21 protein-coding genes are annotated in these 23,652 nt (G+C 31.3%); 12 read left to right on the top strand and 9 right to left on the bottom strand.

What is annotated here, in order from left to right; all coding sequences use genetic code 11:
• Positions 1–256: 256 nt before the first annotated feature.
• Positions 257–1,294: a serine hydrolase domain-containing protein gene (locus ACMHJW_RS09795; protein WP_413533230.1), complete on the bottom strand. Its 1,038-nt coding sequence runs from the start codon at positions 1,292–1,294 to the stop codon at positions 257–259.
• A gap of 138 nt (positions 1,295–1,432) precedes the next feature.
• On the opposite strand from ACMHJW_RS09795, the gene ACMHJW_RS09800 reads away from it, so the two are divergent.
• Positions 1,433–1,759 (top strand): hypothetical protein, encoded by a 327-nt coding sequence (locus ACMHJW_RS09800; RefSeq protein WP_413533231.1) that lies wholly within the window; start codon positions 1,433–1,435, stop codon positions 1,757–1,759.
• A 37-nt stretch (positions 1,760–1,796) separates the two neighbouring features.
• On the opposite strand, the gene ACMHJW_RS09805 is transcribed toward ACMHJW_RS09800, so the two are convergent.
• Positions 1,797–2,900 (bottom strand): patatin-like phospholipase family protein, encoded by a 1,104-nt coding sequence (locus tag ACMHJW_RS09805; RefSeq protein WP_413533232.1) that lies wholly within the window; start codon positions 2,898–2,900, stop codon positions 1,797–1,799.
• A 50-nt stretch (positions 2,901–2,950) separates the two neighbouring features.
• Here ACMHJW_RS09805 and ACMHJW_RS09810 point away from each other — a divergent pair, with 50 nt between their 5' ends.
• Positions 2,951–3,832 carry an AraC family transcriptional regulator gene (locus ACMHJW_RS09810; RefSeq protein WP_413533233.1) on the top strand — a complete coding sequence of 294 codons (882 nt, stop codon included), beginning with the start codon at positions 2,951–2,953 and terminating at the stop codon, positions 3,830–3,832.
• 13 nt (positions 3,833–3,845) lie between these two features.
• On the opposite strand, the gene ACMHJW_RS09815 is transcribed toward ACMHJW_RS09810, so the two are convergent.
• A complete protein-coding gene (locus tag ACMHJW_RS09815) occupies positions 3,846–4,274 on the bottom strand; it encodes a hypothetical protein (protein WP_413533234.1) in 429 nt (142 codons plus the stop codon).
• A gap of 142 nt (positions 4,275–4,416) precedes the next feature.
• On the opposite strand from ACMHJW_RS09815, the gene ccoG reads away from it, so the two are divergent.
• Both ccoG and ACMHJW_RS09825 read left to right on the top strand, forming a co-directional pair.
• The gene (gene ccoG / locus ACMHJW_RS09820; protein WP_413533235.1) at positions 4,417–5,862 is read left to right on the top strand and encodes a cytochrome c oxidase accessory protein CcoG; all 1,446 of its coding nucleotides are present in this window, start codon (positions 4,417–4,419) and stop codon (positions 5,860–5,862) included.
• A 352-nt stretch (positions 5,863–6,214) separates the two neighbouring features.
• Positions 6,215–8,347 (top strand): TonB-dependent receptor, encoded by a 2,133-nt coding sequence (locus tag ACMHJW_RS09825; RefSeq protein WP_413533236.1) that lies wholly within the window; start codon positions 6,215–6,217, stop codon positions 8,345–8,347.
• 65 nt (positions 8,348–8,412) lie between these two features.
• On the opposite strand, the gene ACMHJW_RS09830 is transcribed toward ACMHJW_RS09825, so the two are convergent.
• Positions 8,413–8,736 carry a HopJ type III effector protein gene (locus tag ACMHJW_RS09830; RefSeq protein WP_413533237.1) on the bottom strand — a complete coding sequence of 108 codons (324 nt, stop codon included), beginning with the start codon at positions 8,734–8,736 and terminating at the stop codon, positions 8,413–8,415.
• 156 nt (positions 8,737–8,892) lie between these two features.
• Between ACMHJW_RS09830 and ACMHJW_RS09835 the strand changes: the two genes are divergently transcribed.
• A complete protein-coding gene (locus ACMHJW_RS09835) occupies positions 8,893–9,213 on the top strand; it encodes a hypothetical protein (protein ID WP_413533238.1) in 321 nt (106 codons plus the stop codon).
• Between the two features lie 105 nt (positions 9,214–9,318).
• On the opposite strand, the gene ACMHJW_RS09840 is transcribed toward ACMHJW_RS09835, so the two are convergent.
• Positions 9,319–9,807, bottom strand: a complete 489-nt coding sequence (locus ACMHJW_RS09840) for an SPOR domain-containing protein (RefSeq protein ID WP_413533239.1) — start codon at positions 9,805–9,807, stop codon at positions 9,319–9,321.
• Between the two features lie 389 nt (positions 9,808–10,196).
• On the opposite strand from ACMHJW_RS09840, the gene ACMHJW_RS09845 reads away from it, so the two are divergent.
• From ACMHJW_RS09845 to ACMHJW_RS09870, 6 genes are read left to right on the top strand one after another with little or no spacing between them, the layout of a single operon-like run.
• Positions 10,197–11,615 (top strand): c-type cytochrome, encoded by a 1,419-nt coding sequence (locus ACMHJW_RS09845; protein ID WP_413533240.1) that lies wholly within the window; start codon positions 10,197–10,199, stop codon positions 11,613–11,615.
• A 22-nt stretch (positions 11,616–11,637) separates the two neighbouring features.
• Entirely contained in the window at positions 11,638–14,799 is a 3,162-nt protein-coding gene (locus tag ACMHJW_RS09850) for a TAT-variant-translocated molybdopterin oxidoreductase (RefSeq protein WP_413533241.1), read from the top strand.
• 34 nt (positions 14,800–14,833) lie between these two features.
• A complete protein-coding gene (gene nrfD, locus ACMHJW_RS09855) occupies positions 14,834–16,237 on the top strand; it encodes an NrfD/PsrC family molybdoenzyme membrane anchor subunit (RefSeq protein ID WP_413533242.1) in 1,404 nt (467 codons plus the stop codon).
• Entirely contained in the window at positions 16,218–16,787 is a 570-nt protein-coding gene (locus ACMHJW_RS09860; RefSeq protein WP_413533243.1) for a DUF3341 domain-containing protein, read from the top strand. The genes nrfD and ACMHJW_RS09860 overlap by 20 nt, the downstream gene beginning before the upstream one ends.
• Complete coding sequence (locus ACMHJW_RS09865) at positions 16,787–17,470, top strand: c-type cytochrome (RefSeq protein WP_413533244.1); 684 nt, start codon at positions 16,787–16,789, stop codon at positions 17,468–17,470. The genes ACMHJW_RS09860 and ACMHJW_RS09865 overlap by 1 nt, the downstream gene beginning before the upstream one ends.
• An 18-nt stretch (positions 17,471–17,488) precedes the next feature.
• Positions 17,489–18,826: a hypothetical protein gene (locus tag ACMHJW_RS09870; protein ID WP_413533245.1), complete on the top strand. Its 1,338-nt coding sequence runs from the start codon at positions 17,489–17,491 to the stop codon at positions 18,824–18,826.
• 102 nt (positions 18,827–18,928) lie between these two features.
• Here ACMHJW_RS09870 and ACMHJW_RS09875 read toward each other — a convergent pair whose 3' ends face one another.
• From ACMHJW_RS09875 to dnaG, 4 genes are all read right to left on the bottom strand, one after another.
• On the bottom strand, positions 18,929–19,306 hold the full coding sequence (locus ACMHJW_RS09875) for a VOC family protein (protein ID WP_413533246.1): 378 nt from the start codon (positions 19,304–19,306) through the stop codon (positions 18,929–18,931).
• A gap of 4 nt (positions 19,307–19,310) precedes the next feature.
• Positions 19,311–19,619, bottom strand: coding sequence for a hypothetical protein (locus tag ACMHJW_RS09880; protein WP_413533247.1), 309 nt, complete (start codon positions 19,617–19,619; stop codon positions 19,311–19,313).
• Positions 19,620–19,936: 317 nt separating this feature from the next.
• Positions 19,937–20,428 (bottom strand): septal ring lytic transglycosylase RlpA family protein, encoded by a 492-nt coding sequence (locus tag ACMHJW_RS09885; RefSeq protein WP_413533248.1) that lies wholly within the window; start codon positions 20,426–20,428, stop codon positions 19,937–19,939.
• Positions 20,429–20,674: 246 nt separating this feature from the next.
• Positions 20,675–22,621 carry a DNA primase gene (gene dnaG / locus ACMHJW_RS09890; protein WP_413533249.1) on the bottom strand — a complete coding sequence of 649 codons (1,947 nt, stop codon included), beginning with the start codon at positions 22,619–22,621 and terminating at the stop codon, positions 20,675–20,677.
• A gap of 167 nt (positions 22,622–22,788) precedes the next feature.
• On the opposite strand from dnaG, the gene ACMHJW_RS09895 reads away from it, so the two are divergent.
• Positions 22,789–23,571, top strand: a complete 783-nt coding sequence (locus ACMHJW_RS09895) for an META domain-containing protein (protein ID WP_413533250.1) — start codon at positions 22,789–22,791, stop codon at positions 23,569–23,571.
• Positions 23,572–23,652: the final 81 nt, after the last annotated feature.

Consider the following 23,652-nt stretch of genomic DNA (forward strand, 5'->3'; position numbering starts at 1 on the left):
TTCGAGATAATTGACAAGTTTATTTTTGACAAAATTTTGCACTGCTGGAAACTGCAAACTAAAAATTGCAATTGTCAATAGCAAAATGATTGACAAAAGAGTGATTGAAAAATATTTGACAAATTTTTTTATGCTGAATTTCAATTGGTTTGATTTTTATTCGTTTAGGATTATTATAAAACAATTTTCGATATGGATAATTCTAAAAAAATGTTGTTTATAAATACTTAATATACGTGTTGAAGATAAATCTTTTTTACTTGATTAAAGCACTTTTCAAAAGTGAATTTTTGAATTGCTTTTCATAGAAATAATAGTCTTCAGTATCATCAGGCATAATATTTTGCAATACAACTAAACTAACTTTTGATTTTGGGAAATAAATATTAATCGCTAAAAAACCATCGCCTAAACCAGTATGACCGACATAATTAATGCTATTTTCGTGCACATTTCTGATGTTGTATGCATATCCTTGTGGTGTTTTTCCAAAAGCATCATGTTGCGAAAGGGTAGAAGGCGTTATCAAAAGTTGATAAGTTTCTGGTTTTAAAATCTTGCCATTATGTAAAAGATTATCCCATTTCGTCAAATCTTTAGCCGTAGAAATTATTCCATCAGCAGGTAAATTTTCTTCATTAATCAGTGTTTGATGATTGGGAATAAGCGAATCATTTCGGAAGAAATAACCTTGTGTTAAGTGATGTTTTTCAGTTTCTGAATAAACAAAAGTTTCATTCAAGCCAATTTCTTTGAAGAGATTTGTTGCCAATTCTCGGAATGTTTTATGGGTAACATTAAACAAGATTTTACCTAAAAGAATATTCGAATAATTGCCGTATTTAAATTCAGTTCCAGGTTTGAATAACAAAGGTTTTGTAATGTCCTTTATTCCATGTGTATGATTTAGCAATTGATGAACAGTAACAGAATCTGCCCACGATTGTGATAGTTCGGGTAAATATGTTTTAATGGATTGTTGTAAATCAATTTTACCTTTTTCAACTTCTTTTAAAATTAAAACAGATGTAAATAGTTTCGAATTTGACATGATCTCGAATTGATCATTTTTTTTCAAAAGATTTTTCTCTTCAATGTTTTTAAAACCATTTACTTTTTCATAAATCGTTTTTCCATTTTTTGAAACGATTACAACTCCATTAAAGGGAAATGAATGTTTTGAATGGATGATTTTGTCGAAATCGTTTTTTAATTGAGTATTCGTTTGCGCTAGAATTGGTTGGCAAATAAGGTAGATACATCCTAAAGTAAAGATTTTCAGAAGAGTTTTCATTTTTTGTGATTTGGTTATGTAAAAGTAAAATATTATCTGTTTTTATTTTGATAATAATTAAAAAATCTCCTAAACTTTTTGATTTTCATTGGTAAAAACGATATTCTTTTATTAAATTTGAGTTTAATAATTGAAGCTATGAGAAGAATTTTTTTTGAAAAAGATAGCCACAAAGATTATTTATTTGTTGTAATTGATCATGAAAGAGAATTGGATCAAATTTATAAAGTGGATAATTTTACTGACGAAACTGGACGCGAATATGTGTATACCTTAATTGGAGAACGCAAAAAATTAACTGCAGATTCATTGAAACCATATGTGATTGCACAGGATAATGGAAGTTATTTAAATTACAATGGGGACGAAATTCTCACAGATCCTCATTCTTATATAGAACGAATTATTGATAATATAGAATTGAACAAAGAACAAGAAATTTTTGTTTATGTTCGAAACAAATAAAACAAAAAGGCTTAGATATTTTTATCAAAGCCTTTTTTTATGAAATCTCAACTTGATTAAAGATTAGTTTTTGAACAACTTCATCCAATTGTTCCTTATGTTTGGCTACATAATCGTTGGCAACACCTAACAAAGTTTTGATGTTACTATTAGATACATTTCCTAAATCTAACGCTGATTCTGGAATTTCTGGATTAAATCGATAATAATTTTGCTGATATTTTGGTTTTAATAACCCGAACATACTTTTCATTTCTAAATCGACCATATCAACGCCTGTTGAGATAAAAATATCAACCAAAGGATCTACCCATTTAGATTTTGAAATTCCACTTAACTCCTCATATTTATAAGATTTTGCACGCGATCCATTTCCTATTGAGATAATAAAAAATTCTTGTAAAGGTGCTGTTCCATTAAACTTTGAATCATCTTTGAAGTATTTACAAAAGTTTATTTTTTGCGTTTCTATAAATCCGACAAAAGTTGGGTTATTGGCAAAAACTCCACCATCAATACAGCAAAATTCTTGATCGGCAAATGATTTTATTTTAGCTGGTTCAAAATATGTTGGTGCAGCAGATGAAGCTCGGCAAATATCTTTCACATAAAAATTTCGAAATGGAGAAATTCCATCAATAGAATTGAAGATTTTAGGCTTTTGATGTTCTGTATCATATGAAACTAATGCACAAGGGCGAATTAAATCTTTTAATTCTGAATCTCCAAAAACAATTTTTAAATTTTCTTCCAAAACGAGAGTTGGCAAGTTGTCCTTAAAAACGCTTAAAGGATTATTAATAATTGTCCAAAATGTTTTTGCGAAGATATTTTTTCCTTCGCCCAAATATATATTCAGCGCATCTGTAATCGAATGTTTTGCTTTCTTTTTATCATCATCAGAAGGTAATAAAAGCAAAGAAGCAATTAAAGCTCCTGTGCTTGTTCCTGTGATGAAATCGACATAATCGCCTATTTTAGCATTTTCGTCGTGAATTTCTTTTAGTTTATCTTCAATGTATTTTAAAATAACACACGAAATAATTCCTCGAATTCCTCCGCCATCCAAAGAAAGTAAGACTATTTTTTTTTCTTTAAAATCCATTTTTGATGTTCTATTGCTTAAAGTTAAACTTTTCATTTCAAATATTCTCAATAGTCTTTATTTTTACGCTTGATAATTTACTTGTTATGCCTCAAAAATTATTTCCAACTTACGATATCTGTAATTTGAATACAGAAAAAAATAGTAACGAATTATTTTCTGTTGATAGATTTAGAGGATATGTTGATAGTAATCCGCATTTACAAGAAGTTCATAGTCACAATTATTATCATTTGGTTTATTTTACGGAAGGAAGCGGTGAACATTTGATAGATTTTGAAAAATTTGAGGCAAAATCTGGAACCATGTATTTTATGAAACCAGGGCAAGTGCATCAGTGGTATTTCAAGGAAGAATATGATGGATTTGTTGTGAATTTCTTTGATAATTTTTTTGATTGGATTGGGATTAATTCTTCTATTTTGCAAAAATTCAGATGTTTACAATCGATTATAGTAAAAGATCATGTTGTTGAAATATCGAATGATTTACAAGAAAAAATTGCGAATTATTTTGAAGAAATGATAAAAGAAAATCATCAGAACAATCAATATTCTAACTTAAAAATTGGTTTTCATTTGATGAATTTATTCGTTGATGTTGAACGAAGTTCAGAAACTGAAAATATAAAAACGAATGAATATCAATCGGTTTTATTACATAATTTCCAAACGCTTATTGATCAAAATTTTAAAATCAAAAAGTTACCAAAAGAATATGCAGAGTTGTTGTATATAACTCCTAATCATCTGAATGCACTTTGCAAAGATATTTTAGGAATTTCAGCAGGAAAATTAATTCGAAATCGTGTAGTTTTAGAAGCAAAACGTTTGCTTGTAAACAAAGAAATTTCTGTAACTGAAATCGCTTATTTACTCAATTTTCAGGATGCTTCTTATTTTGTGAAATTTTTCAAAAAACATACAGCATTCACGCCAGAACAATTCAGAAAACAATATTATTCGTAATTATGTTGTAAAATTATTTATAACGAACAGAAATATTAAAATTTACTTTCACGGGTGTTCCATCTACTAAAGCTGGTTTTATTTTGATTGAAGCTTCTTCTTGTTCACGATTTATTTTATATAAAATCTGAGTCGAAATTCTTGCTAACGTTTCATTTCCTTGTGATGTCACATTGCTAAAATTTCCATTTTCATCAATTACAAAAAACAATTTTGCAAAATAATCTCCAGCTCCATTTAATATCTTATCCAATTTTACTTGCCCTAATCGTTCATTGACATTCTCTGTTAGTTTTGTATTAAAACATTCGATTTGATTTTCTGAAGAATCTTCGCAGCCTGGATAAATAGCAAATTGGTTAACGTTTTTAGGTGCATATATTTTTTGTGCAAATGAATTGAAAGCTATCAATAAGCTTATTAATGTTAATATATTTTTCATAATAGTTGGTTTGGTTGGTTATTATTCTTGAATTAATGATTTATATCAATCCGTAAATAGTACCATAAATACCATAAATAGTGCCAAAATCTAAGTGTTTTGTAGCTGTAAATTTGCTTCATATAAGAAGAGTATGAGTGATATGGAACAAGAATTTTTGCAATTGGGTTTTGAAAAAGAGAATGAGCAATTCAGAACCGAAGTTGCAACAATGGACAAAAAAGGAAGTAGAAAATGGGTATATGCGAAAAAACCTTCAGGGAAATATACCAATTATCGCACAATAGTTTCTTCTGTTTTGTTGCTGTTATTGATTGTTTTACCTTTTATAAAACTTCCAAATGGTAATCCAGTTTTCAAATTTGACGTTTTTAATACCAATTTTATCTTATTTGGTTATCCATTTTTCACAACAGATTTTTTCTTGTTAGCTTTTGGAATGATTGTCAGCGTTGTTTTTATTATTCTATTTACTACGGTTTATGGCCGGTTGTTTTGTGGTTGGTTGTGTCCGCAGACAATTTTTATGGAAAGTGTTTTTAGAAAAATTGAATTTTGGATAGAAGGCGATCGAAACAAACAAATTCGTTTGGATAAACAAGAATGGAACGAAGAGAAGATTTTGAAAAGAGGAGGAAAGTGGATTGTATTTTACATAATTTCATTTTTCTTTTCAAATATTATGTTCGCTTATATTATAGGAGTAGATGAATTATTGAAAATATATACCGAAGGAGCAATTATACACGCAGGTAAATTCTTTGGATTATTTATTTTTAGTCTTTTATTCTATTTTGTTTTTGCTTGGTTTCGAGAGCAAGTTTGCACATTGGTTTGTCCTTATGGAAGATTTCAAGGTGTTTTAATTGATAAAAAGACAATTCAAGTTTCGTATGATTTCAAACGTGGCGAGAATATAAATGGACGTTCTAAATTTAGAAAAGGTGAAAATCGTATCGAAGCAAAAAAAGGAGATTGTATCGATTGTGGTCAATGTGTAGCGGTTTGTCCTACAGGAATTGATATTAGAAATGGTTCTCAGCTAGAATGTATCAATTGTACAGCTTGTATGGATGCTTGTGATGATATTATGACGAAGATTAATTTGCCAACAGGTTTAATAAAATATGCTTCAGAAGAAAATATTGAACAAGGAAAATCGTTCAAAATTTCAGTAAGATTAGTCGCTTTTACTTTGGTTCTAATCGCAATGATTTCTGCTATGACAATTTTTATGTTAAATAGAAGTGATGTTGAAGTCAAATTTTTACAAGTACCAGGAAAAGATTATGTGGTAGAAGGCGATTATATCATTAATACGATGCAATATAGTTTGATGAACAAAACGAACAAACCGTATAAATTAATCGTAAATGTAAATGGTTTCAAAGCAGGAAAAACAATATTATTGGTCGAACCAAATAAATATATTCAGATTAATGAAGGTGAATTAAAGCAAGGATTAATAGATATTAAAATTCCGAGAAATGAGCTAAAATCTTATAAAGTTCCTGTTATTTTGGAATTAAAGGATTTAAAAGGTAAAACAATTGATTATTATACAATTAGTTTTATGGCTCCTTTTTAAAGTAATTTTTAAAAAGCGTTTTACATTTTTGTGAAACGTTTTTTTTTATTCTGATTTTAAGTTAATACTTAGTTTTAAATTTTACATCATTTCAGTAAATTTTCGTTAAAGTAAAGATTGTATAATAGTTATATTTTTATTTAAAACAGCCATTGTCAAACATTAACTTAACTAGATATTTAGATTTAATATTTTTTAAAAACAGATCGCATTTACAACAAGACAATTAGGGAATTAATACAGTGTTAATCAGGCATAAACTAGAATATGACTTTTCTCTTATTTGACTTTTTCATATTTAGATTAAGTCTAAATGGTCATACCTTTGCAAAAATTAAAACTTGAGTTTAAAATGAAGAAAAAAATAATTTTACTATTACTACTACAAATAGCATCTCAAACTTATGCGCAAGAATCAGAAGATTTACAGTTAGATGAAGTCGTTGTTGAAACAACTCGAATTCCAGAAATTGTAAAAAATTCGTCTAGTTCTGTTATTATAGTACCAAAAGAAACAATAGAATCTTTAGCAATGTCTAATCCTGATATGTCTGTTATATTAGGTTTGGCAGTTCCATCAATAGGATTAAGTTCTAATACAACAAGTAATAGATCGCAAACAATGCGCGGTAGACCAATGTTGATTATGATTGATGGAATTCCACAATCAACGCCATTGCGAACTACAGATAGAGATATTCGTTCTATAAGTCCATTTGTTATCGAACGAATAGAAGTTATAGAAGGTGCGAGTTCTTTATATGGTTCTGGAGCTATTGGAGGTATTGTGAATTTTGTAACCAAAAAGAATAAAACAGATAAAGTTTTTAATGGTGAAACATCGCTAGGAATTACAGATGCAAGATTCAAACAAGGAGATCATGCATTTGGTTATAAACTAAATCAACAGTTTTATGGAAAGGTAAAGAAGTTCGATTATTTAGTAAATGGAAGTATTGTTACAACTGGAAGAGGAATAGATGGGAAAGGAGAATTTATTTCTCCACGATATGGTTTAAGCGATGTAATGACGAAAAATGTTATGGCAAAATTAGGCTATAATTTTTCTGAGAAAACTCGTATTGAAGCTATGTACAATTACTTTTCTAGTGAACAAGATACTGATTTAATTGCTGCTGGAGGTAAGTATTTAGAATCGCCAAGAATTGGAGTAATTGGAAAACAAGATCCTGAAGCTGTAAATGAAGGAACTAGATACAATCATAATGCTTATATAAAATTTATAAGTAAAGATATTTTTAAAAATACCAATTTAGATTTGTCTTTATATACACAAAACTTGTATACGATTTTTGATTATAGAGCAAATGATCCTAAAACTCCTAGATGGGAAGAAACAGGAGGGCAATCTGCTGTAAAAGCAAAAAAATATGGAGCGAGATTAAATTTCTTATCATCAATAAATTTATCTAATGATATTAAAATGTCTGTTCTATACGGAGGAGATTTTATGTTAGATGAAACAAGTCAACCTCTTGTAGATGGACGTCTTTGGGTTCCTGAATTAAAAGCATATAATTCTGCCGCTTTTTTACAAACAGTAACGAACTTTTCGAATAAATTCAGCTTAAAAGCAGGAGTTAGATACGATAATATTTTAGTTAAAGTTCCAGATTATAAAACAATCCCAACTAAAGCTAATCAAGAATGGCTTTCAATAAAAGGAGGAAATCTTAGATACGATAAACCAACGTTTAATACATCTTTGCAATATTATATTGTAAAAGAATTCAATCCTTATGTTTCCTTTTCACAAGCATTTGCAATCTTTGATTTAGGTCGTGTTCTTAGATCTGCCAACGCAGATGTTGTTTCTAAAATAGAAACAGATCCAGTTGCAACCACTAATTATGAAGTTGGTTTTGTAAGTAAGATTGCTAATAAAGTTAATTTAAAATTTGCTTATTATTGGTCACACTCTAAATTAGGAAGCGATTTAGCAATTGGTGATGATGGTTTTTGGAAAGTTGTTAGAAATCCACAATTAATACAAGGATTAGAAATACAAGCTGATACTAAAATCAATAAAAATATTTTTGTTGGAGGAAGTTATTCTTATTTAGAAGGTAAATTAAAACCAGATGGATCTTCAAAATATGACGATTACATGTCAGGATTAAGTATTCCAGCTCCAAAACTTAGTTTATTTACAACAGTTATGCCTGTAAATAATTTCACAGTTAATTTATTGTATACACACACTCAAAAAAGAGATAGATTTCAACCAACACTTAATAAAAGTGGAAATTATGTTTACAATGGTGGAGAAGGAAAAGTATCTCCTATAGATTTATTTAATCTTTCATCTAACTATAAAATGAAGAATATGACAATAAGTTTAGGAATAGAAAACCTATTTAATAAAGCTTATTACACAAGTTCTTCTATGTTGATGGCTAGAGATGATGAATATGCCAGAGGAAATGGACGATATTTTACTTTAGGCTTCACAGTAAATTACTAAAATAATATCATTTTTAAATAGAAAACCTGCATTGTTTGGAATAAATAATGCAGGTTTTTCATTTATTATTTTTTAATCAATACTTCGTTTTCAAACTTTACACCATTCCAACCATTTTGCATAAATTGACGAATATTGTTATGATCTTTTCCTTCTGGATTTTCTAAAACAGCTTTGTAATGTTCCGCAAACAATTTTAATGTATCCGATTCAGAATAACCATTCAATTTTGCGAAAGCAAACACTTTTGCACTTCCTTGATTTTGATCCGCAGCATTTTCCTGATTTCCATTAACAAATGCAGAAGCTGTATAGTTATAGTTTTGTTCAATATACGCAATTACATCTGCGAAATTCGCTTCATTTTGGCTCAATTTTTCTAAAATCATTTTATCTTTTTGTCAAAAATAAGAACTTATTTTTAATACAATAAATCATTAAGTATGTTAATTAATTTGTGTATTCAAATACTTAACGAATGTTTAACAACTTTCTGTCTATTAATTAATTAGATTTATAATTATTAATCAAAAAAAGCAAATATTATGTTCGAAAGAAGACAATTTAATTACGAAACATCAAGTGTTGCGCTACGCGAACTTGCTGAAAAAGGATATCAAGAAGATTTTAATTTATTAGAAAGTGATTTGATCGATCATCCACATGATTTTAAGATTATTTATATCTATAGATATGAAGGAAATTCAAATCCTGAAGATGAATCGAGTGTTTATGGAATCGAAAAAATTTCGACTGGCGAAAAAGGAGTTTTAGTCGCAGGAAATTTAGGTTTTGCTCAAACCAATTTAGCATCGATATTAATACAATTAGAAATAGAGGGAAGAGGTTTCGTTATAAAAAACTAAATTTTTAACTTATGAATCGACTACTAAATATTACCATTAAAATGTAAAAAGCGTTACCAAGAATATTGATAACGCTTTTTTTATATAGAATAATTTCTGTTTCTATTATTTTGCTTTTCTACATAATACCTTAAAAGGAATAGAAAATGCACTATTGTATTTTGATTTTAATCGGCGAATATCTCTCGAAGCGGATGCTCGTGTAAAATAATCTCCAACCAAAACGCGATAATCGGGAGAGAAATAAGCTGTCTGAGATGATAAATCTGGATAAGAACGAGAAAATTCATTTCTTACTTTTTCAGCATCTTTTCTGTCTTTCGAATAATAAATCTGAATTTTGAAACCGCTTACTTGTGGTGTTCCTGCGCAAGGATCATTAGATTGTATAACGGGTCTTTTCTCCGTAACCTTTTTTACTGGAGCAGTGTAGCTACAAACTACATCTTCTTTTGCTTTTAGTACATTATTTATTCTATTATCAATTTCAATGTTCAACGTACCATTATTAATAATTTGAACAGTATCAATTTTATCTTGAGCAAAAGCGTAACAAGAAAAAGTAATAAGGAATAAAAAGATAAATTTTTTCATAGGATGAAATTAATTTGTGCAAATATACTTCTTAGAATTAAGTTATTAAATTTTATCGTCTTTTATTTTCTTACAACGAATATTGTTCCAATTTTTTTGAGGACAAATAATTGATTGGCTGATTCTAATAAAAATGAAACAGATTATTTATACAGTTATGTTAAACAAATTTTTTTTGTTGAAATCCTATTTAATCAAGTCAAAAAAGAGAATAATTTTAAAGCGATATTTTTAACAATTAATTTAGAAACGTTTTAAATTAAGCTCAATGACAAAGTTCAGTATGTAAACTTTATGATTTTATTAAGTATTGAAGTTATTTTTGCTGTTAGTTAAGTGTTCAAATAAAACGAGTTAAAAGAAACAACGAACTGAGATTATTTAAGTAAATGAAGGCAAGATTTCTAAAAAGAATACGTTTATGGAGCTGTGCGATAATACTATCGACGTTCTCCTTAGCAAATGCCCAAGACGCAGGTAAAGGTTACGAATTATTCGAAGCCAACTGTACTGCTTGTCACCAGATTGATGGTAAATTGATTGGGCCGGAATTACGTAATGTTGAGAAACGCGTACAAGAAGAAGCTGGACTTGGAAAAGAGTGGTTACACGCTTGGATTAAGGACAACAAAGCTTTACGCGAATCTGGAGATGCGTATGCAAACAAAATTTTCGCTGAGTACAATAACACTGAAATGTTAGCTTTCCCTAACTTATCTGATGGTGATATTGATAATATCTTAGCATATACTGCCGATCCTGATGGTGGTAAAAAAGCTTTTGATGATGCAAAAGCTGCAAAAAAGAAAGAAGCTGCTGCTGCTAAAGCTGCTGCTGCCGGAAATGGTGGTGGTGCTGCAACAGGAGTTATTGCAGTTGGATTTGTTGTATTAGCAGCATTATTATTGTGGATTTTGGTTCGCGTTAATGCATTAGTTAAAGCAACAGCAACAGAAGATTTAGATTCTAAAGAAGAAAAAGCTGCTTTTTCTTTTGCAGAGTTCTTCCAAAAGTACCAAAAAGTTGGAGGTGTATTAATCGCTGTATTAGCTTTCTTTGCATTGTATAATGTGTATTGGGGATTAATGGGAATTGGTGTTGATAAAGGTTACGAGCCAGAACAACCAATCTATTTCTCTCACAAAGTTCACGCAGGAGTACAAGGTATCGATTGTCAGTACTGTCATAGTTCAGCTAAATACGGAAAAGTGTCTGGAATTCCTTCACCAAACGTATGTATGAACTGTCACAAAACAATTAAAGAGTACAAAGGAGATTACTTCGAAGAAGAATTAATCACTTCTGGAAAATTTGCTGATGAAGATGCTGTAAAAACATTCTATACAGGAGAAATTCAAAAAATGTATAAAGCTATTGGATGGAATCCAGAAACGAACAAATACGATGGTCCACAAAGACCAATCGAATGGGTACGTATTCATAATATGCCAGATTTTGTATTCTTTAGCCACGCACAACACGTTGTTGCAGGAGAAAAAGCAATTAAGAAAGCTATTAAAGACGGAACAATTCCAAATGCTAAAGAATTGAATATTGGATCAGGAGACCAAGTTTGTTTCGCATGTCACGGACGTGTTGATGAAATGAACGAAGTGAAAATGGCGAATGATTTCACAATGGGATGGTGTATCGAGTGTCACAGAACTACTGAGGTAGATATGGACAACGAGTATAACAAAGAATATTACGCAGAACTACACGAAAAACTGAAAAAACAGTACGGTGACGCAACTAAAATTACAGTTGATGCTATCGGAGGTTTAGAGTGTGGTAAATGTCATTATTAATATAAAAAAGAGAGGAGTATAAATGGCTTCGAAGAAAAATTACTGGAAAAGTTTTGAGGAGTTAACTGACAATACATTAAATGAAAAGTTAACTACCAATGAATTTGCAGAAGAAATTCCTGTAGATAATTTCTTAGGGAATGATAACGCCATGGAGAATAGTCAAACTTCACGACGTGACTTTTTGAAGATTTTAGGGTTCAGTACAGCTGCTGTTACTTTGGCAGCCTGTGAAGCTCCAATCATAAAATCTGTTCCTTATGTAGTTAAACCAGAAAATATTATGCCTGGTGTACCTACTTATTATGCATCAACAATTTTTGATGGATACGATTATGCGAACGTATTAGTACGTACAAGAGAAGGTCGTCCAATTAGAATTGATGCAAATAAAGGCGCGAAATATTATGGTTCTACAAATGCTCGTGTTCAAGCATCTGTATTATCATTATACGATTCTGATAAAATAAAATCACCTTTAACAAAAGACGGTGATAAATTTAAAGCGATAGCATGGAAAGATATTGATGCACGTGTTTCAAAAGCATTAGCATCAGTAGGAGGTAAAAAAGTAGTTATCTTAACTTCATCTTTACCTTCTCCAACAACTAAAAAGTTGATTGGTGAATTCACAGCTAAATATCCAACAACTCAACACGTAGTTTATGATGCAATTTCTTCTACGAATGCATTAGACGCTGCTCAAGAAGTTTACGGAAAAAGAGAATTACCATTCTACGATCTTAAGAACGCTGAATTAGTTGTTTCTTTCAATGCAGATTTCTTAGGAGATTACAACGGTGGAGGAATGGAAGGTGATTATGGGGTTGCTCGTAAACCAGGAGTAAACATGATGCGTCACATCCAAGTAGAATCTGTTTTATCATTAACAGGTGCAAATGCTGATACTCGTTATCCTTTAAAACCAACAGATACTGAAAAAGTATTGGCTGAAGTTTATCAAGGATTAACAGGAGGATCTGTTTCTTCTAAAGAAGCAAAAGCAATTGTTGCTGAATTGAAAGAGAAAGGTTCTAAAGCAGTTGTAATGGCTGATGGTTCTAAAGAAGCTTATGTAATTGCATTTGCAATTAACCAAATTTTAGGATCAGCAGCAGTTACAGACAAAGCTGTATTATTAAAAGAGTCGAATGATGCTGTATTTAATCAATTCGTTGCAGAAGCAAAAGCTGGACAAGTTGGAGTTTTATTAAACTTCCAAACAAATCCAATTTACAATGCTAAAAATGCAAAAGAAATTGAAGCAGCTTTCAAAAATATTGGACTTAAAGTTGGTTTAGTTGAAAAATTAGATGAAACAGCATCAGTAATGGACGTTATTGCTCCAGTTACTCATGGTTTAGAATCTTGGAACGATTTTATTCCATTAACAGGTGTTTATTCATTACAACAACCAACAATTCCACGTGTATTTGATTCTCGTCAATTCCAAGATTCATTAATTGCTTGGATGACAGGAGTAACTAAAGTAACTGAAGTTGAAGATCCAAATGATCCAATTATGGTGATGGCGGTATCTGCGACAAGACAAAAAGTTTCTCCATATTACTTATACGTAAAACAAAACTGGGAATCAAGTATTTTACCAAAATTAGGTGTAGATTTCAACAAAGCATTATACAATGGTTATAATGAAACTGCTGAGATCACTTCATTTACTGCTAACACTGGTGTTGCTGCGGCAGCTGCTACAAAATTAGCTGGAGCTAAAGCAACAGAATGGGAAATCCAATTCTATTCTAAAGCTGGTTTAGGAGATGGTACTCAAGCAAACAATCCTTGGTTACAAGAATTACCAGATCCAATTACACGTAACTCTTGGGATAACTATTTAACAGTTAATCCAAATGATGCAGAAAAATTAGGAATCAAAATTCAAGATAACTACAACGTTACTAATGGAAGAATGCAATTTGACGGTGAGTATGTAAACTTAACTGTTAATGGAGTTGTTTTAGAAAACGTTCCTGTATTCATTCAACCAGGTCAAGCTATCGGAACTGTAGGTTTAGCCTTTGGTTACGGTCGTACAAAAGCTGGTAAAGTTGCAAACAATGTCGGAGTTAACGCTTTCACATTATATAATGGTAATGTAGGTGCATCTAATGTTAAGATTGAAAAATCTTCTCGTACAGATAAGCATGAATTTGCTAATATGCAACAACAACCAACATTGATGGGACGTTATGAAATCGCAAGAGAAGTTTCTTTGGCAGATTTCATTAATGCTGACCGTGAAGAGTGGAACCCAGTTGCTAAAATGCCAACTTGGAGAGGAGATTCTCCTGTAGGTGAAGTAGATTTATGGGCTAGTTTTGATCGTTCTGTAGGACCTCATTTCAATTTAACAATTGATATGAACTCTTGTACAGGATGTGGAGCGTGTGTTATTGCTTGTCAAGCAGAAAATAACGTGCCAACTGTAGGTAAAGAGCAAATGCGTATGTCAAGAGATATGTATTGGTTAAGAATTGACCGTTACTACTCTGATGTTACTTACAGCGATCCAAACGGAAAATTAACTCAAAAAGTTGCGTTAGAATCTGATCCAGATAACGAACCACAACAATATACACGTTTAATTAAGCCAGAGGCTGAAAATCCAGATGTGATTTTCCAACCATTAATGTGTCAACACTGTAACCACGCTCCTTGTGAGACTGTGTGTCCAGTAGGTGCAACATCTCATGGTCGTCAAGGTCAAAACATGATGGCTTATAACCGTTGTGTTGGTACTCGTTACTGTGCAAATAACTGTCCTTACAAAGTACGTCGTTTCAATTGGTTCAACTGGGCGAATAATGACAAATACGACTTCCACATGAACAATGATTTAGGTCGTATGGTACTTAATCCAGATGTTGTTGTACGTACACGAGGTGTAATTGAGAAATGTTCATTCTGTATTCAAGCAACTCAAGCAACAATCTTAAAAGCTAAGAAAGAAAACAGAGCTGTTAGAGATGAAGAATTTATGGATGCTTGTGCTTGTGCTGCAGCTTGTGGAACAGGGGCTATGAAATTTGGAGACATCAATGATGATAAATCAGAAGTAAGAAAAGTATCTAAGGATAAACGTTCTTATGTTTTATTAGAAGAGATTGGAACTAAACCGAATGTTATCTATCAAGTAAAAGTTAGAAACAGAAAAGAACAAGCTTAATTAAATTAATAAAGAATTAATAAGGTAAACAAATATGTCACATTACGAATCACAGGTAAGAGAACCCCTTATTTTAGGACATAAAACCTACCACGATATCACAGTAGACATTGCTCGTCCAATAGAGACGCCAGCAAGTAAGCTGTGGTGGACATGTTTCAGTATAGCAATGGTAGCATTCATCTTCGGAGTTGGTGCAATTGCTTATACAGTAGGAACTGGTATTGGTGTATGGGGATTAAATAGAACGATTAACTGGGGATGGGATATCACCAACTTCGTATGGTGGGTAGGTATCGGTCACGCAGGTACGTTAATCTCAGCCGTTTTATTATTATTCCGTCAAAAATGGAGAATGTCGGTTAACCGTTCAGCGGAGGCCATGACAATTTTCGCCGTTGTACAGGCAGCGTTATTCCCTGTAATCCACATGGGTCGTCCATGGTTAATGTATTGGGTTTTCCCAATCCCTAACCAATTTGGATCTTTATGGCCTAACTTTAACTCACCATTATTATGGGACGTATTCGCGATCTCTACGTATTTCTCTGTATCAACAGTTTTCTGGCTGATGGGATTAATTCCTGATTTCGCTATGGTACGTGACCGTGCAACAAAACCATTCGCTAAGAAAATCTACGGAATCTTATCATTCGGATGGGGTGGTGGAGCAAAACACTGGCAACGTTTCGAAGAGTTATCTTTAGTATTAGCTGGTTTATGTACACCATTAGTATTCTCGGTACACACGATTGTATCTTTTGACTTCGCAACGTCGGTAATCAAAGGATGGCACTCAACAGTATATCCTCCATATTTCGTTGCCGGAGCTATTTTCTCTGGTTTCGCAATGGTACAAACATTATTAAGTGTAATGCGTAAAGTTTTACATTACGAAGATTATATCACACGTAAACATATCGAATACATGAATATTGTAATCGTTGTAACAGGTGGTATGGTTGCAGTAGCTTACTTAACAGAGTTATGGATCGCTTGGTATTCAGGATCTCGTTACGAAGACTTTACATACTTCTCTCCAGGAGCAGCAACAGGACCTTATTGGTGGGCATTCTGGGCATTAATTATCTGTAATGTTTTAGTACCAGGATTATTATGGATTCGTCCAATTAGACGTTCATTCTTCTGGACATTTGTTATCTCAATTGTAGTTAACATCGGGATGTGGTTCGAGCGTTTTGATATTATCGTTATCAACTTATCTCGTGACTATTTACCATCGAGCTGGACAATGTTTATGCCTTCATGGGTAGACGTAGGTATCTTCTTAGGTACTATGGGATTCTTTTCTGTGTTATACTTATTGTACGCACGTACATTTCCAGTTATTTCACAATCTGAATTAAAAACTATTTTGAAATCATCAGGCGAAAGCTATAAAAAACATCATACTGAAGATGAGCATCACGAACACTAAAATCGTTTATGGTCTTTACGGAGACGACGATGATTTATTAAAAGCAGTAAAATCTATTCGTAAACAAGGTATTACGATAGATGAAGTATATACACCTTTCCCTGTACACGGTTTAGATAAAGCTTTAGGATTAAAGAAAACTCGTATTTCTGACCTTGCTTTCTTCTACGGTGCATTTGGTACAACATTAGCATCTTTGATGACATGGTTTATTATGAACCATGACTGGGCTCAAGATATTGGAGGTAAACCATCATTTTCTTGGGGTGAGAATATGCCAGCTTTCGTTCCTATTATGTTCGAGTTGACAGTATTCTGTGCTGCGCACTTTATGTCATTAACATATTTAGTGCGTAACAAAATGTATCCAGGAGCAAAAGCTAAAAACCCAGATCCACGTACAACAGATGATAAATTCTTGATTGAAATCAGAACTGCTGATGTAGAGAAAATCAAAAATATATTTGTAGAAACTGGTGCTGAAGAAGTAACTGTAAAAGGTGATGTAGTCGTAGAACCAATTGTTAACAATTTAGTACAAGAAGCATAATGAAAAAGATAGCATTACTTATAGGATTAGGAAGTATTATTATCACTTCTTGTTCTGATAAAAAACGTCACCCAAGTATCGTATATATGCCAGATATGTATTATCCGACAGCTTACGATCCTTACGAAAAGGCAACTTTTGGTTACCCACATGACGAAGAAAATTCTGAAGTTCCTGTATTTAGTAAAAATCACAATATGTCTGCATTAGAATCTGTAGAAGGTGCTGTTGCAAGAACGGATGGTGATATTTTACCATGGACTTATAAAAATAATAACGCTGGTTATGCGCAAGCAAAAACAGTAACTGTTTCTCCTTTGAATGCTGCTAATAAAGCTGCAGACTTAGAAAGAGGTAAGTTATTATTTGGACAAAACTGTGCAGTATGTCACGGTGACGCTGGTGATGGACAAGGATCAATCGTAAAATCTAAAGCTTATTCAGGTGTTCCTAATTATAGCGAAAGAGATGTTACAGTAGGTTCTGTTTATCATGTAATTATGTACGGAAAAAATGCGATGGGTTCTTACGCATCTCAATTGACTCCTGCAGACCGTTGGAGAGTTGCTGAATATGTAATGAGTTTGAAAGGTGGTTCTGCTACTGCTACAGCTGCTCCTGCCGGAGAAGCTACAGCTGAAGCTAAGCCTGCAACAGAAACTGAAACAGCAACTAATAAATAATAAAATAAGTTAATTATTATGCAATATACATTTTCCCCAAGATTAAAAAATACATCACTTATCTTAGCTGTTATAGGTGCTGTACTTTACGGGATAGGATTTTTCTTACATCAACAAGATGTTGCTAATTCAACTGAATATATTAACGGTTTGATTGAAGCTCACCCAACTCAATTTTTCGGTGATTATATTTCAGATTCTTATGCTTCTATGAACACAGATCATGCTGGACACATGGAACATTTGACAAATTTATTGAAAAATAGACCTTGGGCAGCTTTTTATGTACCAGCTTATTTATTTTTTGGTATTGCTGCGTCTGCTTTGTTTTTCTTATGTATTCAATTCGTAGCTAACGCTGGTTGGTCTATGGTAGTTTCTCGTGTTATGGAAGCTATCGCATCATTTCTACCAGTTGGTTCTATACTTGTTGGGATTATCGTTTTAGGATCTTATTTTCATATGAATCATTTATTCCACTGGATGGATGCTGATTTAATTAACCCTGAAAGTCCTAAATATGATATTTTCATGGCAAACAAGGCTCAGCTTTGGTTAAGCCCTAACTTCTGGTTAGTTCGTTGTGTTATTTACTTGGTAGTATTATCTTTTATGGTACCAGTAATTAAAAATGCAACTCGCAAATTAGATGAAACTAACGGAGATTTAAAAGTATATGCTCAATTGTACAAAAAATCAGTAATTTATTTAGTGATTTTCGCATTATGTTCTGCAGCATTTGCTTGGGATTTCGTTATGTCTTTAGATCCACACTGGTTCTCTTCATTATTTATGTGGTACGGAATGGTTTCATACTTAGTTTCTGCGGTTTCTATTATGGCAATTATTTCTATCTACTTAAAAAGAAAGAATGCTTTACCATTATTCAATGACAACCACTTACATGATTTAACAAAATACATGTTCGGTTTCTCATTATTATGGTCATACTTATGGTTCTGTCAATTTATGTTACAATGGTATGCAAACATTCCTGAGGAAGCTCAATACTTCCAACAACGTATCGCACAGTATCCATTATACTTTTGGATGTTGATTATCAACTTACTTGCTCCATTCTTAATCTTAATTTCATCTAGTATGAAACGTCGTTTCCAAATCGTTTTCGTTATGGGATTCGTGATTATTTTTGGACATTACTGGGATTTCTACAACCAAATTATGCCAGCAGCTGTTGGACCATTCCATAACTTTGGTTTAATGGAAATTGGATCATTAGTAGGAATTGGAGGATTATTTACATTCGTAGTTATGAATGCAGCATCTAAATTAAACTTAGAAGCAAAAGGTCATCCTTATTTCCACGAATCAAAAATTTATGAATATCCTTTCTAATTGGAAAGATGTTATATAAACTAAAAGCTCGATGCAATTTGCATCGAGCTTTTTTTATTTTTAAAAAATCAATATCTCCTGATAAGGATTGTTTTTTTGAATTTAATGATATTGTTGAACTGCAATTCGGTTTCCTTCAGTATCTTCAATTTCAGCAACAGAGAATGCATATTTTTCATTTTTTGTTTTCGGATAAAGAATTTTACCACCTTGTTGAAGTGTTTTTTCAAGAATTTTCTCAATATCATCTGTATTAAAATAAATTATTATACCGTTTTTTGACGGATTGTAAACATCTCCTTTTGCTAACGCTCCAGAAATACCTTTGCTGGAGTTATTGAACGGAAATATGCTCATTTCATAATGATCAATTATTTCATTCTCAAAATGAAAGCCAAATACATTGTTATAAAAACACTTAGCTCTTTCTAAATCATTAACTGGAATTTCAAAATAAATGACAGGATTTGTCTTTTTCATTTTCTTATTCTACAGTTCTACGTTTTATTTCCAGATTAATTAAAAAATGATCAACGTCTTCGTCGGTAGATAAATTTCCAACCACATATACTCCTTTATCACCATTTTCATTATTTATAATACCATAAACAGAAGATTCGTCGTCAGGATCGGACATTCCTTCGTATCGATAAATATATTCTATATCGAAATTTTCAGGATTCGTTTTTATTTGATTTTTTTCGATATTATAATCAATAATATAACCTAACTCTTCCAAATCCTCTAAAGCTAACAGAGTTGATTTATAGCGGTATTGAATTTTTTCTTTCATATCTTTATAGTTTCATAAATGAATCTCAAATACTATTCCAATCAAATAGATTTATTGAAAACATTATAAAATTTTTATATCGTTTATAATTAATGAATTAGAGCTATATGAAAGTAGTTTTATAACTAAGAATTTATCGAAAGGTTAGTTATTCTACGAAAGTTAGATGTGGAAAGTTTTGTTATAATTGATGTTTTGTAAAATATTGAAAATAAATAGTATATAAATTATTAGAAAATAACAATTATTAAAATAAAGTCAAAAAAAAAAGATTGAATGTTATTCAATCTTTTGTATTTTATATTCGAATTGTTGTATTATTCTACAACTTCCATTTCAACGTTTAATGTTCCTGAATTAGTAGAACCGATAGAAGAAAATGCAGCTTTGCTCAAATCTAATAAGCGTGATTTTGTGTGTGGTCCTCTATCATTTATTTTGACTAAAATAGATTTACCATTCTTTGTATTAGTCACTTTTACTTTTGTACCGAATGGAAGAGTTTTGTGAGCTGCAGTAAAATTATTTTTATCATATAATTCGCCACTCGATGTTTTTTTGCCGTGGAATTTGTCAGCGTACCAAGATACAATTCCACTTACTTTTTTTCCAGCTTTTTCAACAATTTCTGAAATAGTAGTATTCTCTGATTTATTAAAATCTGAAATCTTATTCATAAGATTTATTTTCAAATTTTTACTTATAACTACTGGTAAAGGATTCTCAGTCGAAAAGTTTGATTTTCCCTTTGCTTGCGCCATTGGGATAATCATCAGCATTACTAATAATGTTAAAAAATTCTTTGTCATTCTTTAGTTTTTTCTGAATCTTTACCTAAATTAAGAATTTAGATTTTATCCTGTACGTTCATAATTCGTTTCCTATATATTAAGTTGTGATTAAGAAGCTAAACTATTGTATTTAGTAGGTTTACGAACGATTGTTAAGAATAAGTTAAAAATAAGTTGACTTATTAATTTTTTTAAGAATTATTAGTGTTTTATTTGTAAACAGCAGTTAATCAGTGTTTTATTTTTTTTAAGATAAATGTTAAATTAAATTACACGATTAAGATGTTCATTTAAGATATTTTTTAGACCTGTAAAATGCATGATTTGCTGTAGTACTTGACTTGTTTCTTCAATTGATAATTCAGGATTCTTTGTTTGATTCATTAATTCTTTAATCATATTATCAATGTAGATAATCTTAAATCGAAGTAGAACATCAAATAAATCTTTGTGTACAAATTCTTCTCTTTTCTTGATGTTGATGCCTTGTTTTACTGTCCAATTTTCACTTAAACTATGTTTTTCTAACATCATTTCTGAAGCAAGCTGAACAATTTCTGGATTGGTTAATCGTGAAAAATAAGTTCCTGTTCGCAATTCATCATTTACTAAACCAGCTTTTACTTCTTCTAATATTGATTGATAAAGTGGATTGTTTAAGCATAATTCGTTTTCTTCAAATTGCGAAACAATTTCTTGATTCACGGTTGTTTTATATAGTTCGTTGTTTTCATTCTTTAAATCAACCTCCAAATCACCAAATTGCATAATTAGTTTTATGATTTCATTTTCTACAGTTTGCTGAACATTGATGACTTCTTTGGTTGAAGGAATCACCGAAATAGCTGGTTTCTTTGTTCTAGCATTATCTGTTATATGAGAAGATGATGAAGACGATTTATCATTCGAATTTTGTAATTGAGCCAATTCTTTGAACAAAACTTCTTCACGAATTTCCATAATTTTAGAAGTTTCTGCAATGTAAACTTCTTGTTTAATGATATTCGGAATAAGTGAAATCGACTTGACTATTTCTCGAATTAATTCCGCTTTTTTTATTGGATCATTTTTAGCATCATCTAATAAAACATTTGCTTTGAAACGAATAAAATCGGATGCATTCTCTTTTATATAGGTTTCGATTTCTGTTGTCGAATGTTTTTTAGCAAAAGAATCTGGATCTTCGCCTTCTGGTAACAATAGAATTTTGACATTCATTTCTTGCTCCAAAATCATATCAATTCCACGGAAAGAAGCTTTTATACCAGCATTATCACCATCATACATGACAATGATATTTTCTGTTAAACGTTTTATTAAGCGGATTTGTTCATTTGTAAGCGCAGTTCCAGAACTTGCTACAACATTTTGTATTCCGGCTTGATGCAAAGACAAAACATCTGTATAACCTTCAACCAAAAAACATTGATCGGCTTTTGTAATATGTTGTTTGGCTTGAAATAAGCCGTAAAGTGTTTTACTTTTATGGTAAATTTTGTTTTCAGGCGAGTTTAAATATTTGGCAGCTTTCGCATCATTTCGTAAAATACGACCACCAAAACCTAATGTTCTCCCCGAAAAACTAAGAATAGGAAACATTACACGTTCGCGAAACTTGTCATATTTCTTATTATCTTCTTTGAAAGTTGCTAAACCAGCTTCTTCAATCAATTCTTTCGAATAACCTTTCTTTAAAGCATATTCAGCAAAAGCATCCCATTGTTTTGGCGAATAACCAAGTTCGAATTTATCAATAGTTTCTTTTGTAAAACCACGTTCGCGGAAATAACTTAAACCAATTAAATTTCCTTCTTCCGAATTGTGTAATTGATCTGTAAAAAACTTTTTTGCAAAATCCGTTAAGATATATAAACTTTCGCGTTCTTTTTCCTCTTGTTGTTGCTCAAATGTATATTCACCATCCTCTTCAATTTCGATGTTATAACGTTTTGCCAACCAACGCAAAGCTTCTGGATAAGTGAATTGTTCAACTTCCATTAAAAAAGTTACAACATTTCCTCCTCGTCCCGAAGAAAAATCTTTCCAGATTTGTTTGGCAGGAGAAACGACAAAAGAAGGTGTTTTTTCGTTACCAAAAGGAGATAGTCCTTTTAAGCTAGAACCTGCACGTTTTAATGTAACAAAATCACCAACAACTTCTTCTACACGAGCTGTTTCGAAAATTATATCTATGGTTCTTTGAGAAATCAAGCTGAATTATTTTTTTTGAGAATTTAATTAATAAATTATTTATCAAAATTAAAACAAATTCTTTATTTGGCTTTATCTTTTCAAAAAGGTTTAGCAGAAGGATTTTAAGATGTTATATATTTTGGTATGATATTGGTATAGCAAGAGGAAACTTGAAATTAAATTTTATGAAATCAACAATTTTAAAAATATCATTTGCTGCAATTTTAGCAACTGGTTTTTTAACATCATGTTCTACTGTAAGTAACGTAACTGAGAATAAAGAAAAAACAACAAATAACTCAATTTTAGGAAAATGGGAATTGAGCCAAATTAATTTTATGAAAGCAGCTTCTATTGAAGAAGCTTATCCGATGGGAGTTCCTTATTTAAACTTCATTTCGAATAGTATGCTAAATGCTTCAGATGGTTGTAATACCTTGAATGGTGGAATAACAATCGCTGGAAATGAAATCACTTTCGGAAATATGATGTCTACAATGAAAGGTTGTGATAATGTAGAAGATTTTAATTTTAGTTCAAAATTAAAAGGAAAATTAAAATATTCTATTTCAGATGATCAATTATTGTTAATACAAGGAGATATTGTGATTATGACTTTTGTTCGTCCTAGTAATTTAGCTGGTTCTTGGGAATTAGAAGAATTCATTGGAAAAGATAAAAATGAAAAATCATTAAATACTCTTTTTCCACATCAAAAACCAACATTAACATTCCAAAACAATAAAGTTTCTGGAAATGATGGATGTAATAATTTGACTGGTGCTTATTTAGCTGTTGGAAATTCATTGACTGTTAAAAATGTTGCAACAACACGTATGGCGTGTGAAGGAGTAGATTCTTATTCTTTTGGAGAACGTTTTAACAATGTAAATAAATATGAAATTAAAGATGGAAAATTAATTTTGTTCGCAAACGATGCTAAAACAATGGTTTTCAAGAAAAAATAATTAGATTCAATTCATAAATCATAAAAGCTGTCATTTTTGGCAGCTTTTTTATTTTTATATTTGTAGACTTTTTAAAGTAAA

The organism is Empedobacter brevis (assembly GCF_965118635.1).
Lineage (GTDB): Bacteria > Bacteroidota > Bacteroidia > Flavobacteriales > Weeksellaceae > Empedobacter > Empedobacter brevis_A.

Coding starts and splice junctions, on each gene's coding strand:
- ACMHJW_RS09795 (WP_413533230.1), bottom strand. CDS start 1,294: ATGAAAACTCTTCTGAAAATCTTTACTTTAGGATGTATCTACCTTATT.
- ACMHJW_RS09800 (WP_413533231.1), top strand. CDS start 1,433: ATGAGAAGAATTTTTTTTGAAAAAGATAGCCACAAAGATTATTTATTT.
- ACMHJW_RS09805 (WP_413533232.1), bottom strand. CDS start 2,900: ATGAAAAGTTTAACTTTAAGCAATAGAACATCAAAAATGGATTTTAAA.
- ACMHJW_RS09810 (WP_413533233.1), top strand. CDS start 2,951: ATGCCTCAAAAATTATTTCCAACTTACGATATCTGTAATTTGAATACA.
- ACMHJW_RS09815 (WP_413533234.1), bottom strand. CDS start 4,274: ATGAAAAATATATTAACATTAATAAGCTTATTGATAGCTTTCAATTCA.
- ccoG (WP_413533235.1), top strand. CDS start 4,417: ATGGAACAAGAATTTTTGCAATTGGGTTTTGAAAAAGAGAATGAGCAA.
- ACMHJW_RS09825 (WP_413533236.1), top strand. CDS start 6,215: ATGAAGAAAAAAATAATTTTACTATTACTACTACAAATAGCATCTCAA.
- ACMHJW_RS09830 (WP_413533237.1), bottom strand. CDS start 8,736: ATGATTTTAGAAAAATTGAGCCAAAATGAAGCGAATTTCGCAGATGTA.
- ACMHJW_RS09835 (WP_413533238.1), top strand. CDS start 8,893: ATGTTCGAAAGAAGACAATTTAATTACGAAACATCAAGTGTTGCGCTA.
- ACMHJW_RS09840 (WP_413533239.1), bottom strand. CDS start 9,807: ATGAAAAAATTTATCTTTTTATTCCTTATTACTTTTTCTTGTTACGCT.
- ACMHJW_RS09845 (WP_413533240.1), top strand. CDS start 10,197: ATGAAGGCAAGATTTCTAAAAAGAATACGTTTATGGAGCTGTGCGATA.
- ACMHJW_RS09850 (WP_413533241.1), top strand. CDS start 11,638: ATGGCTTCGAAGAAAAATTACTGGAAAAGTTTTGAGGAGTTAACTGAC.
- nrfD (WP_413533242.1), top strand. CDS start 14,834: ATGTCACATTACGAATCACAGGTAAGAGAACCCCTTATTTTAGGACAT.
- ACMHJW_RS09860 (WP_413533243.1), top strand. CDS start 16,218: ATGAGCATCACGAACACTAAAATCGTTTATGGTCTTTACGGAGACGAC.
- ACMHJW_RS09865 (WP_413533244.1), top strand. CDS start 16,787: ATGAAAAAGATAGCATTACTTATAGGATTAGGAAGTATTATTATCACT.
- ACMHJW_RS09870 (WP_413533245.1), top strand. CDS start 17,489: ATGCAATATACATTTTCCCCAAGATTAAAAAATACATCACTTATCTTA.
- ACMHJW_RS09875 (WP_413533246.1), bottom strand. CDS start 19,306: ATGAAAAAGACAAATCCTGTCATTTATTTTGAAATTCCAGTTAATGAT.
- ACMHJW_RS09880 (WP_413533247.1), bottom strand. CDS start 19,619: ATGAAAGAAAAAATTCAATACCGCTATAAATCAACTCTGTTAGCTTTA.
- ACMHJW_RS09885 (WP_413533248.1), bottom strand. CDS start 20,428: ATGACAAAGAATTTTTTAACATTATTAGTAATGCTGATGATTATCCCA.
- ACMHJW_RS09895 (WP_413533250.1), top strand. CDS start 22,789: ATGAAATCAACAATTTTAAAAATATCATTTGCTGCAATTTTAGCAACT.